Origin of the sequence: Longitalea arenae, assembly GCF_016924755.1 — a bacterium.
Taxonomy (GTDB): domain Bacteria; phylum Bacteroidota; class Bacteroidia; order Chitinophagales; family Chitinophagaceae; genus Niastella; species Niastella arenae.
Genome location: NZ_JAFFJX010000027.1, coordinates 39,580 through 53,463, shown reverse-complemented (window position 1 = coordinate 53,463; position 13,884 = coordinate 39,580). Strand labels below are relative to the sequence as shown.

General features: G+C 37.0%; 7 protein-coding genes. 1 reads left to right on the top strand and 6 read right to left on the bottom strand.

Annotation, left to right across the window (positions count from 1 at the left end; all coding sequences use genetic code 11):
• Positions 1 to 505: 505 nt before the first annotated feature.
• The 6 genes from JT717_RS27305 to JT717_RS27280 all read right to left on the bottom strand — a co-directional run bounded on the left by JT717_RS27305 (position 506) and on the right by JT717_RS27280 (position 12,541).
• Positions 506 to 3,163: an alpha/beta hydrolase family protein gene (locus JT717_RS27305; protein ID WP_205514476.1), complete on the bottom strand. Its 2,658-nt coding sequence runs from the start codon at positions 3,161 to 3,163 to the stop codon at positions 506 to 508.
• Between the two features lie 405 nt (positions 3,164 to 3,568).
• Positions 3,569 to 4,924 (bottom strand): thioredoxin fold domain-containing protein, encoded by a 1,356-nt coding sequence (locus JT717_RS27300; RefSeq protein WP_205514475.1) that lies wholly within the window; start codon positions 4,922 to 4,924, stop codon positions 3,569 to 3,571.
• A 362-nt stretch (positions 4,925 to 5,286) separates the two neighbouring features.
• Complete coding sequence (locus JT717_RS27295) at positions 5,287 to 6,789, bottom strand: RagB/SusD family nutrient uptake outer membrane protein (protein WP_205514474.1); 1,503 nt, start codon at positions 6,787 to 6,789, stop codon at positions 5,287 to 5,289.
• 12 nt (positions 6,790 to 6,801) lie between these two features.
• Positions 6,802 to 10,206: a SusC/RagA family TonB-linked outer membrane protein gene (locus tag JT717_RS27290; protein WP_205514473.1), complete on the bottom strand. Its 3,405-nt coding sequence runs from the start codon at positions 10,204 to 10,206 to the stop codon at positions 6,802 to 6,804.
• A 271-nt stretch (positions 10,207 to 10,477) separates the two neighbouring features.
• The gene (locus JT717_RS27285) at positions 10,478 to 11,764 is read right to left on the bottom strand and encodes a FecR family protein (RefSeq protein WP_205514472.1); all 1,287 of its coding nucleotides are present in this window, start codon (positions 11,762 to 11,764) and stop codon (positions 10,478 to 10,480) included.
• Between the two features lie 174 nt (positions 11,765 to 11,938).
• Positions 11,939 to 12,541: a sigma-70 family RNA polymerase sigma factor gene (locus tag JT717_RS27280; protein ID WP_205514471.1), complete on the bottom strand. Its 603-nt coding sequence runs from the start codon at positions 12,539 to 12,541 to the stop codon at positions 11,939 to 11,941.
• 1,009 nt (positions 12,542 to 13,550) lie between these two features.
• Here JT717_RS27280 and JT717_RS28955 point away from each other — a divergent pair.
• Complete coding sequence (locus tag JT717_RS28955) at positions 13,551 to 13,841, top strand: DUF6804 family protein (protein ID WP_369411770.1); 291 nt, start codon at positions 13,551 to 13,553, stop codon at positions 13,839 to 13,841.
• The last annotated feature ends 43 nt before the right edge of the window (positions 13,842 to 13,884 follow it).

The following is a 13,884-nucleotide window of genomic DNA, read 5'->3' as shown; positions in this document are numbered from 1 at the left end:
TCGATACCAGCAGCATGGGGATGGACGATTTTAAGAGTCAATTCCTTCTTAGTCATATGGGAGTTTTGTTTTAAACTCCGGGGAAAGTATTATGCTGTAAAAACTTTTCTGTACGGGATTCCTTCATAAAAAAGATCGCCAATTGTATTCAACAAATGCCCAATGACACATGGGCAATATACGTTCCAGCCTGATTATTTTAAGGACTTAAAATAAGTACCATTAACTGTGAAGGCTTCTTCCGGAGGTCTATGAAGTTAAGGAAACTGAAGTTGTCAACGGTATTCAACGGTCGGACCCGTCAAAAGATTATTTTACAGCCTCTTCTACAATTTTGTTCACAGCGCCGAAAACATACACGAACCGGCTTCATTCAATATCCTGAAACTTTAAACCTGCGTTAATAAATCACAGTCTTACATGCAAACCTTTAATCTAATACCATTACTAAAACCGAATAGATCACGTAAAACAAAAGTATAACTCCTTAATAAATGTTTGAAGCTCATTCTTCATTATTTTTTTCCTCCATCCACTTTGGAATTGGTGACATTTTTAAAAAATGATTGAAAAATTCAATTAACCGTAAATTGTAGTCTTCAGCATCTTTACCATTTACTTCATGAAATCCCTGATTATATTTTAGCAACCAAACTTTCTTTCTTAATCTTCTCAACGCTAAGAAGTACTCGACTCCTTGGGAGAAAGAAACCATAGGATCTAATTTGTTATTCATCATTAGTAACGGGGTTGAAACTTTGTCTGCTTTTAATACTGGCGAATTATCTATATATAAACTTGGATTATCCCACAACGTATACCCGAGTCGAGTTTGACCGGTTTCAAAAAGATATTGTGCACTTCCCCAATACACAGTAGTCCCATAAAAACTGATTAAATCGGATAATCCTGCTGCAGATGCACCTGCCGAAAAAATATTCGTTTGCGTGATTAAATAATTGACTGCGAACCCACCAAAACTATGCCCATGAATTCCCATTTTTGATGAATCGACCCAAGGTTTTGCACCTAAGTATTTGGCAGCAGAAACTACTGCATTGTAAATACTTTCTCCCAGTTTACCGACTTTAAAATGAATATCAGGTGCAAACACTAAGTATTCGTTACTAACGAAATAAGCAATGTTGATAGGACCTGTACTTTCCTCAGGTTTAATATACTTATTTAATTCGTGTGACATTCTTTCATAAAAAGAAAATATGATTGGATATTTCTTTGTTGAATCAAAGTTGAAAGGTGTGTAAAGTATTCCTTCTAAAGAATCACCGATGAAACTGCGCCATTTTACCAGATGAGAATTAAACCAATTATACGCATTTTCAGGATAAACATTAGAAACTGGTTTAAAATGTTTGAAATCATTGGTTAGGTAAAAATTTGGAGAACTACTTACAGACATCCGATTAATAATATAAACGTTAGCTTTTTTGGCTTTGATAGGATTAAATATCGAAATATCTCTCCAAGAATATACATAAGGACCCATTGATAATTTTTCAGGATTTACACCTTTTATAGAATTAAGTCTGTAAAACCCATTATCCTTGTTAATATTATTAAATGCTAAAAGAATTATTCCTTTATCTTCAGAAACTATCAGACCTTCATTTATTCCAAGTCTGAACTTAATTCGATTTTTTCTACCGTATTCATTCGTTATACATACAGGCGGGCTATTTGCAGAAAGATGGACTTTCCAAATATCATAATTATCATAAATTAAAACCGCAGCATCGTTTTCTAACCAAGCTGCAATCCCAATAGGTGGCGGTTCACCAGGAAGGTCATAATCCTCATCACTAAAAGAAGTAACAACATCCTTAGTAATATTTCTTCGAATTCCGCTTTTTATATCAAAACTAAAGAAATGTTTAGCTTTTGTATCATAATAGACAATAAATTTGCCGAATGGAGATAATTTATAATACGCCCATGACTGTTTAATCTCATTTTGTATCAACTTCTTTGTGCCATCTATTGTTGACTGTAAAAATATAGACGAATACGATATCGGGTTCCAATTTGATTCAGTTTCACTACCTTGCCTTTTTTCAATTAACACAAATTCACTATTTGACTTTTCCAATGAGCTTACAATTGTTTCAAATCGGTTCTCTAATTTATAAATATTACGATTGGATATGTTGTAAACTGCTGCAAAAGTCTGTTTATTGCTATATCCTGGCATTTCATCTTGATGTTTTGAAATACGTTTATCTGAATAACTCCAAATGTCTAGATCTACTTCGCCTCCAGAATCTTCTGTCTTTTTTTCTTCTTTTAATGTGAAAAATATCCTCTTTCCATCATTGCTAAACGTAGGTACCTTAAAAGCTATTTGGAAGTTGCCTGAAAAATTAAGGTTTTTATTTTTAATACCTAATTGGGCATAATTCATTCCATGTCTGTAATACCACAACTCATTCTCTTGGTTAATATCATCCTTGATTTGTGCGATAAAGGCAATCTGTTCAGATCTAATGTCAAATTGAAAATCACTAAACTTAAAATTAAATTCACTTTCTGAAGACCAAATGGTATCTGTTTTTTCATTTATTAAATTTAACCAACATATGACTTGACTAAATTTATCGTTCATTTTTTTATTTGTAACAAAAACTAAATTGCTACCATTAACGCTTATCGAAAAGTTATTCACTCCCTCAATACATTTTTTTTTGTCGGTTGTTACATTTTTAATAACAAGATGCCGAGCGGTGTCCTTTTTTAAATAAATTAAGTTTTGTTCTTTTCCCTCCCCAACTAGTTTAAAATTGTTGACATTGTTTATGTACTCAATATTACCCGTCTCCAGTTTAAACAAGCACAATGTGTCATTTCTTTTGAGAAATACAATTCTTTTGTTATCGGTGGTAAATTTTCCATTGTAACCACCTAAAATCTTTTTCTCCCAGTGATTTTTTGTAGATTTAATCACTAACGTATCAATACCACTTGGACTACTAATTGTATAGGCAACATACTTACCGTTATCACTAATTAAAGGATTGCTGACAGAGGGCCATTTTTTGTATACATCAGTAGTAATCGGACGTTTAATATTATTGTCAACAAAAACAGTTTGAGAACTAATTTTATTTGAAAGCGCAAATAATATTGTAAACGCATATATTATTTTCATATATAAAGTTGAATTCTTTTAATGCAAATAGCTATGCCGTATATTAATTTACGAATTATTTTGGTCGCACAATTACACAGTGCGTACTTTAATTAACAAAGTAGAATTAAGCTTTAAAACATTCTAACTTGATGAAGTAACTTAAATGACTAATTAATTAAACGCAAGATTGACTTTAAAACGCATTAATAATTCCTAGTAATTCTATCCGTAGAATTGAAGCATTAAAACTAGGCATGTAAGGATTATTTGTCTTAAATGGCATAGTAATCAGAGGGTTGCTGAGAACGCTTCATGGAATGGTTCATACCCTTTGATCCCACATTTGCAATGGTCAAGTCGCTTCCAGAATAACTCTATAAACTCTTTCCATGTCCTGTAATTCAATCGATCGAGCGATATTCCTTACTTTGAACTTATCCAAGTTGGCTCACCTTTCTTCATTTTTTGCAATCTCATCATGTTATCGGTGTCTAACGGACTATACTTTACGGCAAGTTCTTGCCATTTAATCGCTTCCTTTGTTCTTCCCAGTTTGTATAAAAGGTTTGCATAGGTATCTAAAGCAGGTCCCCAATTAGAAAATCTTTTATTATTTAGTAATTCCTCTATCCATCTTAAAGCAGCCAATAGTTCGCCTTTATTTTTACTCCTTTCAAATATCGCCCAAGCGCTATTATTATTCATTATAGGGTTATCCTTATTTCCATACGTATCAAAATATTCTACTAAGCTTCTAGTATAATCACTCCAATCTTGCCTTTTTAAATACCATGAAACTTTAGAAGAGGATGTTATCCTGTTAGCATATTTGTCATTGTAACGTTTGGATATTAGAAATCGAATACTATCCCAATTAGGTGTTAAGCTGTAAAAATTATACTGATCCAATATTGGTTTTACCTCTTGTTGAGTAATCAAATTATCTATAACCCTTTGAGCGTAACCATCAGTTTTCATAATTTCATTAATGGTATCAGCGTTGTTGTAAAACAATTGAAATGTTTTGCCGTTTGTGCCATTCATGTGGTCGGCCATTAGTGAGATATTAAGTTCGTTAAGACGATCGATGTCTACTATATTTTCAACATAATCCCTTAATCGCTTTTGAGATTCAGAAAGATGTCTAAACTCCCTAACAAATTTGACATTATCTATATCATTCATGTCATCCATTTCTATAACCTCTAAAAATGAAGTAGCAATATCATTTGCCATTTCATTTTCCTCAAACAACTTTGCAGAGCGCGCTAACCACTTAAGATTTAAATTGTTCGTGTCACCTTCCCTATACCTTTTCAGTAAACTATAATATTGAGTCTCAGGATTTAGAGCATCAGTCGCTAAAGACAAAAAACCATCCCTATTATGTACACCAATGCCTCTATGCACAAGAACGCCGTTTGGATCAAAAAAAAGAAACGTAGGGAAAGCGTTTATTTTAAATTCGTTCATAATTTTACTTGCGTCACTATACCATTTCTTTGTAATGACGTTATCATTTTTCGAAGTATCCATCTGCACTTTAATCGAAATATATCTTGAATTAAGAACCATACCTACGGTATCCAACGCAAGAACCTCGCTATCCATTTTCTTACAAGGCAAGCACCAGGTAGCAAAACAATCAACAAAGATAAATTTATTCTCAGCCTTAGCCTTTGTTTTAATTTGATCCCATGATAGATTATTTACCCATTGAATCGAATTGATTTTAGATCCAGATTGTGAGTAAGATTTAACTGGCATCCATAAAAACATGAACCAAAACAATTGCCTCATTTTAATGTATTGTTGATAATTAAATGATAAACTAAATAAGCCACAAATTGAGTTACATTGCGATTCTTAAGTACAAATGTGCCGTTCAGGATGTGTAATAGGCACCTTTAGTGCGGTTTCCTTAACTAATTATGTAGCTATCGCTCCTGAGACGATTCATCTTGACCTCTTCGACGAGATAAATCTCCTTACCAGGTAGCGACTAACTGTATAGGAGACTTAATATTAAGCCAAGATTCACCTTATTGATTTGCTTAGAGCTACATAATAACTATATCCTATTAAGGATGTCATTTAATATAACATGAACCTGACATACACAACGTCGACGTTTTCCACTATTAGTATCCAGGATTCTGAATAAGTCTTTCATTTTGCTGGATGTCATATAGTGGCAGCGGATATAAACTCCAGTTTATACTCCATTCACCGCCCTTATCCGAAGTAACCTTACTCATTATCGAATCAACACGATTTGTACGTTTCATATCTAACCAACGATGCCCCCATTCAGTAAATAACTCAACTTGACGCTCCTGAAAAATCGCTGCCAACAAGGTTTCTTTATCACTTAGTAATTGTGGGTCTAAGCCAGCTCTTGTCCGAATTTTGTTCAAATCTTCCAAAGCATCGCTATGCCTATTTAATTGTGCCCGAGCTTCAGCACGAATTAAATATTGTTCTCCTAACCGTAGAATAGTTGAATATTCTTTGACATGAGAAACAGAGGTAATGGAAGAATTAAAGACTCCAATCTTATATTTATATGGGTAATAATAATCTTTCGAACTAACCGTAACCTTATTTACCCAACTGTTTCTACGGTTATCGCTTGATTCAAATGCATTAAGTAAGTTTGAACTCAAATAAACGGGATAATTACTATTTGATGACGTAGGTCCAGTAGTTGGCAAAATAAAGATCCTACCTTCCACCGTATTATAGCCCGTGTTAACAGGTTGCAATTGCAGTATAGCTTCTTTGCTGTTTTTTAAAAAAACATCATTTAAAGGTAATAACTCAAATTTTGTGGAATTAATAATTTCTGTTGCTTGCAATTCAGCATTAGCCCAATCAGATATATATAAATAGACTCTAGATAACAAAGCTATTGCGGCCCACTTTGTTGGCCTAACACGTTCAGTTGTAGATTTAAAGTTAGAGAGGTCTAAATATTCATCACTTAACAGTTTTTTAGCGTCTTCCAAATCGTTAATGATCTGAAAATAAACATGACTGATTGGAGTTCTTTCAAGAGTATTATTTATCCGGTAATCACTTGATAAAGCCAATGGGACATCACCATAATAATTTACAAGATAAAAATAAAATAAGGCTCTCATAAACTTTGCCTCGCCTAACAAATGTTCTTTTATATTAGGTGTCAAAGAGTTAGAATTCGAAAGTCCTTCTATGGCAGTGTTGACTGTGTGTAAATACTTAAAAAATGTTTCCCAGTATGTCTGATTTGCTTCTGGTGTCAAAGCATTAAGGTAAAATTTTACTAAGTTTTTATTTGCATTGGTTGATCCCCCATGGAGTTCTAGTTCATCTGACGACAACCCACTTCTGACTGAAATTAAGCTCTCACCACTCGTTTGGCTTAACTTAGTAAAAATTCCAATTAAAGTCGCTGCAGCTGTAGCATCATTATCATAAACGTTATCACTAGTTGTTGACGTAATTGGAGGTTTAATTTCTAAAAATTTCTTACACGATGTTTGTTGGATATAAATCATAAGTAAAAAGCAGACAAAGTACCAACCATTGTGTTTCCCTATTCCTATATTAATTCTCTCAAAGAGATTAATTTTGGAAACATTCAATTTATTACCTTTTTTCATTTCTTATATTTTTTATAAAGTAACTTTAATGCCCATTGTAATGGTTCTCAATGGAGGTAGAGAATTTGAACTCATTGTCTCCGGATCTAATCCTATATAATCGGTTACAGTTAGAATATTTTGACCAAGGACGAATAATTGGCAATTATTTATCCCTATTCTTTTGATATTTTTTTCGGGAAATGTCCATGAGAGAGATACATTCTTTAGTCTTATGTATGATGCATCCGAATAAACTAAATCGCTTTGCTCAGCGTAACTATAGGTGCCATATATAGAGAAATCTTGATTAAATTTTTGAATTTTTGCTACATCACCTGGCTTTCGCCATCTTTCCAAAACAGTATTGGGCTGATTGTTTCCTCCTCCGTAATATTGTCCAGGGTAATTACCAATAAAATAGTTACGACCAATTTGCTTAACAAATTGAAACAAAAACTCTAATTGAATGCCTTTATATTGAATACTATTTTGGATACCTCCATAAAACTTTGGAAAAATATTAACAGCGTACGTTGATATAGAATATGAGGTATCTGGGCTAAATGTTGGTGCTCCATAGCCATCATCAAATATATATTGTCCAGAGGATTTATCTACACCTAGCGAACGATAAACAAAAGTAGACGTCAAAGAATTTCCTACTAACCTTTGGTAATTCTGGTTCATTCCTGGAGCTACTGAAACTAACTTATTTTTAATGGAAGTTAGATTAATAGATGTCCGCCACTTGAAGTGATTATTGTTGACATTTGTAGTATTTAGTGAAAATTCCCAACCGCTATTTTGAACCTTTGCATTTAGATTTCTAGTTATCGATGTAAAACCTGTAACACTGGACAGTGTATAGTTAGTTAATTGATTAGAAGATTCATTTCTAAAATAGCTGGCGGTTAATAAAACCCGATCCTTAAAAAAACCAAATTCGATTGCACCTTCTAACTTCTTAGTTTCCTCCCAAGCTAAGTCTGGTGTAAAAAGATTATTAATTTGGAATCCAGTTATGCCTTGATAAGGAATACCAACACCTATAGTATTATACAAATCCAAATAGGTATAATCTCCTACTTGATCACTACCTGTTGATCCGTAACTACCACGTAGTTTGCCGAAACTTAAGAATGGAAAAGTGTTTATAATGAACTTCTCTTCACTAAAAATCCAGCCCAAACCAACAGAGCCAAAACTATGAAACCTGTTATCGGGTCCAAATCGGCTGGTACCATCACGACGTGCTGTGAGATTTAATAAATATTTGTCATGTAGATTTAACCCGACTCGCGCAAATAAAGCCGCATACTTATAGAGATTATCGGTTGTACCTCCAACACTAATACTTGGTGCTGATTTTATATCTTGGATAACTAAATCATTGTTAAAACCGCTTGCATTCAAGGTCTGGCTGGTACTTTTATTCTGTTGAAATGTTGATCCAATAAGAATATTAACGTTAGCTTTTTGGAAAGCAATCTTGTAGTTTAATTGTGGCTCTATAAGCCAGGATTGTATGTTATTGTCTACGAAACGTGCTGATCGTGTAAATGAAGGTAAACTGGGATCTGCTGAGGTAAATGGATCAGTTGTGAACTCATCTGTTTGAATATTGAAGAAACCAAGGTTATTCTTAATTTCTAATTGCGGAGTTATATAATAGCTAAGTACTATATTATTAATCAAATTTATGGTTTTACTATTATATTTCCTTTTTGTCCATCTCAACGGATTTACCCATGAAGAAGTACCATTTTCATCCAAAGCCCAGTTCAATGAACCATCAGAATTAAAAAGCTCTGGTGCATTTGGAGCTAACTGAATAGCGTCAGATGTTAAATCAAGGGTCATCAAACGATTATTATCAATCAAATAGTTCCCTACGAGCATTAATCTGAACTTCTGATTTGTGGATAAATTATTAAGACTAAAATGAATGGATCCTTTCTGATTGGAAAGGCTACCAGGAAATACGGTGGTTTCTTTATGGTACCCTCCACCTACAAAAAATTGAGTATTTACATTTCCTCCAGAAACCGAAGCCTGAACATCAAAATAATTAGCACTCCCACCAATTAATTCTTTTTGCCAGTCAGTATTTCTAGTTGTATCCCACAGTGTTAAATCGTAGTCCCACTGCTGCGGGGCGGAGCCATCATTCTCAAATGCTTCATACCGCATGTCTAAGTATTGCCGGGTGTTAAGTACGTTTAGTCTTCTCGCCACCTTTCCGAAGCCATTTTGAACGTTTAAACTAACAGATGTCTTTCCAGTCTTTCCTTTTTTTGTTGTTATTAAAACGACACCACTAGCACCGCGAGAACCGTAAATTGCAGTAGCATCAGCATCTTTTAAAACTTCAATTGACTCGATATCCGAAGGATTTATATAACTAAAAGGGCTTCCTGTTATACTTGTTCCTGACGTTCCTAAGATTGCCCCAAGATTAAACATATTCTGAGATACATATGGCACTCCGTCAACTACATACAACGGATCATTACCATTCTGTATACTATTTAGCCCTCGTATATGAACTTTCACACCACTTCCAGGCAATCCTGTGCTTTGGGTTACTTCCATTCCAGGAACGCGTCCTTGTAAAGAAAGTAATGCATTTGTTATGGGTTGCTTCTCAATATCACTCGCCTTCACACTACTCACATTCCCTGTATTAAATCGCTTCGTCGTCGTCCCGTAAGCTATAACCACAGTCTCATCCAATACAGATAGCTTCTGCCCCAACGTCACACTAAACATACTCTTCCCCTTCACCGCCAATAACTGCGTCTCATGGCCTACAAATGAAATTTCCAATGTTGCATTGGGATCAACATCGGATAAACTAAACCGGCCCTGGTTATCGGTAACAACGCCATTATTCGAGCCCTTCACTTTTACATTCGCTCCAACCAACGGTTGTCCTTTGTCATCCGTAACTTTTCCACTCACCGTAATCGGATCTCCCGTCTGCGGCGCCATATTCGTACTGCTCTTGATCTCCTCCGGCTTCTTCATAATAAATATCGTTCTGCCCTTTATAGTATAGGTAAGCGGTTGATCTTTCAGCGCCAGGGTCATCACCTGGTCGATGGGGGCATTCTTTACTTCGATAGAAACCCTCGTTGCCTGCTGCAGCATGTTGGTATTGAAGAAAAAACGGTAACTGGTTTGCTTCTTGATCGCATTGAATATATTCTCCAGGCTCACTTCCTTGCCGGAAAATGTTACCGTTTGCTGTGCCAGTCCATTTGCACTGCTGTGTAAACAGACAGTCAATATTATGATAGTGGTCAACTTCATAACGCGCAAGAGTTTGGCCCCAAAACCCCCATCCTTCTTATGGGCTGACAAAGACCCTGAAGCCGGTTTAGCAGTTAATTTCATACCTTTGGTCAGTTGTTGGTTAATAAAAATGTTTCGCACATTCAACAGTTAACCTTCATAACAACCGGGTTCTGTCGTAACCAGAATCCGGTTATTTCTGTAAAGTCTACAAGTCCAGCCCTGGCTTGCCTCCATGTAGTGCACTATACCTGCTACCATGAACTGCATAAGCCGGTTAACCTGGAATCAGGTTTATGAATGAAAGAGATGTGGGTTTAATGATCTATGGTTGATTAATGCAAGAAATAACCTGGTATCTATCGAGAGCGCGGTATATAATAGATAAGATTCAGTAGTAGTTTATCAAAGGCTATTTTACCATAATGGTCCGTCCTTCAATCTGAAATTTTGTAGTTCCCATCTGCTGCAACAAAGCCAGTAATTCATTCAGCGGTATATTCCGGTCTAACGAACCTTCAAAGGTCTGTGCTGGTACAGCAGCGGTATATTGTACGTCTACATTATACCATCGACTGATCTGTTTCATCACAGTCTTTATATTGGCCTGGTGAAAATCAAAGAATCCTTTCATCCAGGCAACGGCTGATTCTGTGTCTACATTCTTCCGTACAACTACGTCGGCTTTGTCGTTGATCCTGGCTTCTTCCCCTGGTGAAAGCGTTTTATACGTTCTATGCGTTGTGGAAGGACTCGTACTTGCCGCCGGTTTACTCACCAGTTCCACCGGCGTGACTTTTATTTTTCCTTCCAGTAAGGTGGTTACGATCGGCTGCTCATCTCCATACGCATTGATATTAAAATGAGTGCCTAAAACTTCTACTTCTCCCCCACGGCCGGCGTTGGTGCCATCGGCTGCCCCGCTGGCGGGAACGATCGTTACTTTAAATGGTTTGCTGGCATTTTTTACAATCTCGAAATACGTTTCGCCGGTTACTTCTACCCTGCGTTCATTGCCGGCAAAGGCGGTCGGATACCTGATAGAGGACGCAGCGTTCAACCAAACCTTACTTCCATCGGGCAACAAGAGCTGGTATTGTCCGCCCCGCGGTGTGCTTAAAAGGTTGTAAGCGATCGCATGCTGTCCATTGCCTTTTGCCGATCTATATTCGAGCTGTCCGTCTTCCTTTTTATTGACCGAGGTTTTACCCTGTTTGGCAATCTCGCCATTCCCAGCCTTGTCAAGGTCTATTACAGTTCCATCGGCCAAGGTCAGGGTAGCTTTGTTTCCACCGGCCGGTATTATGTTCGCTACAGGGGCCTGTTGTTCCGGTACTGTTGTCGACGCCGTTCGTTTCGGTAACATATACCACAACCCAAGAACTCCGAGAATCAACACAGCTGCTGCTATGGATGCCCATCGCATCCAGTTTCTTTTGGGCGCTGCCGTTGAAGTGTTCCCGATAGCCTCCTGCACTTCGGGCAGCTGGGCATATACCTGATCCTGGATCCGGTTATTGCTTTCGCTGAATGCTGCCATCTCCCGCTGCAATACTTCATGCTGCGTAAATCGATCGAATAGTTCGCGATGCTGTGGATCCGACGCTATCCATCGCTGCAGGTCCAGCTCTTCTTCGACAGTGATATTATCCTGCAGGTGTTTTATGATCAGCTGTGCTATATGATTGTTTACAGGCATTGGGTTAAATGGTATTGATTAGAATAAACTGTTGCCCTGACAATTCCGGCATATGCGCTGCATTCAGCCGGGCGGTGTCCATTTGGTGCCAGTCTATGTATTTAAAACGACGAACTATACCGGTTATACTAAGAAGAATTAATAAAAATTTTACATAGCGATATTTTGTTTTTTCTAATACCGCTTTTCCCCAAGCAGGAACAGCAGCCAAAGTAGTAAACCGGGCCTGTCCAATACTTTCATTCGCAGCGTTTTAAGCGCCGTTGTCTTTTGATTGGCCACGGTTTGTACACTGATCCCCATCCGTTCGGCTATTTCATGAACATTCAGTCCGTCGATATAAAACAGTTTAAAAATAAGCCGGCTGCGCTGGGGAAGCTTTTCAATCTCGCTATAGATGAACTGCAATACATCAGCTTCGATGTCTGTTTTGGCGAAGAGTGGAATTTCCGCTTCATGCTGTTCTATTTCTTCATGGTGCTGCAGGTCGGTCCGGTGCTCCCGCTCCCGTTGCCGGTGTTTTATATAGTCGAGCGATGCGTTCCTTGCGGTAATAAACAGGAATGCCTGTATATTATTATAGGTGCTGAACCTGTCATGCAAGCGGTGCAATTTTACAAAAGTATCCGAGGTAATTTCTTCTGCAGCGAGTCGGTCATCGATAAGATTCTTTACGAAATAAAAAATACGCATCCTGAAACTATCAAAAATAGCTTTAAACGCATGTGGACTGCCCTGGCTAAATTCAATAAGGAGCTCATCAGAGAGTTGATTCATCGGGAACGCCGGTTTGTGCTCTTAGCTGTTATTACACTTATTCTATACACTGTTTCTGGTGGGTACTCACAAAACGGCTCCGTCAACGATCCTGACCCCTGGTCTCGAATGTTGCCACTGAAAGTAAGTTGTAGTTGGTTCGGGAATCTCAATGGTCGTACAACTTACCGGCACCCCAATGGCGGGATGCTTAGAGCCTTATTTGTCGGGCTTCACCCTGCACGAAACCGCACCTGCCAATGGTATGGCTGGCAAGCGTAATTTCGTTCCGGGTGAAGATATTACTCGAATCTAAATTTATTGGGAACTGTGGACAAGGTGATAAGGTAATTGATTACATATCAGGCGAGCGTGTCACCATTCATACCAGCACTCAAAATAATGATTGTTGGTAAAAATGCAAAACTTAGCCAGCTTTTGCAGGTTTCTCTAGGCAAAAGTGGCTAATAAATAGAAGTTGTTTCGGATGTAGTAACGGCAATGTTCTACTATTAAAACAGATAACACTTAGAAATGACTAAAGGATTACATGAAAAGTATACTTAAGAGAGATGATTTAACTGAACACGTCAGCTTTATCGAAAACCAGCGGCAAAGCTTACCAACAGTTATCGTCGCTACCGCTCCCAACAGGAAATATCTGAAGTCGAAATGTGCGGTTTCCGCCACTTTAACATACCGGAACAAATGACGAGTACCTTGGTAAGCACAATTGATCTACATCAATTCGTGTGCTCAGTATCGGTTATGGTTAGTACAAAGAAGCACTTACTAAAAACTTAAACTATTAATTATTTATTTTAATATTTTTGTTTGGCAACGGCGTGAGTATACTAAGCAAAAGATAAAACTGTTTATTTTAACTTTCTTGTAGAAAAAGCCTCGAACCAATGACACTCTTACCAATTCAACTGCAAATAACCTTTAATTTCCACTTCTCAAGGTTCTTAATCACTTAACTAGACAATCTAACTTGCTTAAGGATTTATCACTACAACAATGCACTGCCATGAAGGGAAACAAATTTTCAATTATTATACAAAGTTCAATAAAACGAGTTGTCTTAATAGCGCTTATAGGTGCAGCAACTATAAGGCAAGAGGATAGCTGTTATTCTCTTCTGCGATGGCTGGTAATGACCACATTTATTTACTTTGGTTGCAATTCGTATGAACAAATGCAAACAGGGCTATTTATTTCTTCTATCGCGGCTGCAATCATTTACAACCCGATTGAAAAAATTTCGTTTCGAAGACAAACATGGTGCCTAGACTATGTAGCCTTTTTTCAACCATCCTAACAATAGCATATGATTGGTCAACATTTATAAAAAATTAAAAAGG

Excerpts from the sequence above, each read along its gene's own strand:
- JT717_RS27305 (WP_205514476.1), bottom strand. The coding sequence starts at position 3,163 with ATGAAAATAATATATGCGTTTACAATATTATTTGCGCTTTCAAATAAA.
- JT717_RS27300 (WP_205514475.1), bottom strand. The coding sequence starts at position 4,924 with ATGTTTTTATGGATGCCAGTTAAATCTTACTCACAATCTGGATCTAAA.
- JT717_RS27295 (WP_205514474.1), bottom strand. The coding sequence starts at position 6,789 with ATGAAAAAAGGTAATAAATTGAATGTTTCCAAAATTAATCTCTTTGAG.
- JT717_RS27285 (WP_205514472.1), bottom strand. The coding sequence starts at position 11,764 with ATGCCTGTAAACAATCATATAGCACAGCTGATCATAAAACACCTGCAG.
- JT717_RS27280 (WP_205514471.1), bottom strand. The coding sequence starts at position 12,541 with ATGAATCAACTCTCTGATGAGCTCCTTATTGAATTTAGCCAGGGCAGT.
- JT717_RS28955 (WP_369411770.1), top strand. The coding sequence starts at position 13,551 with ATGAAGGGAAACAAATTTTCAATTATTATACAAAGTTCAATAAAACGA.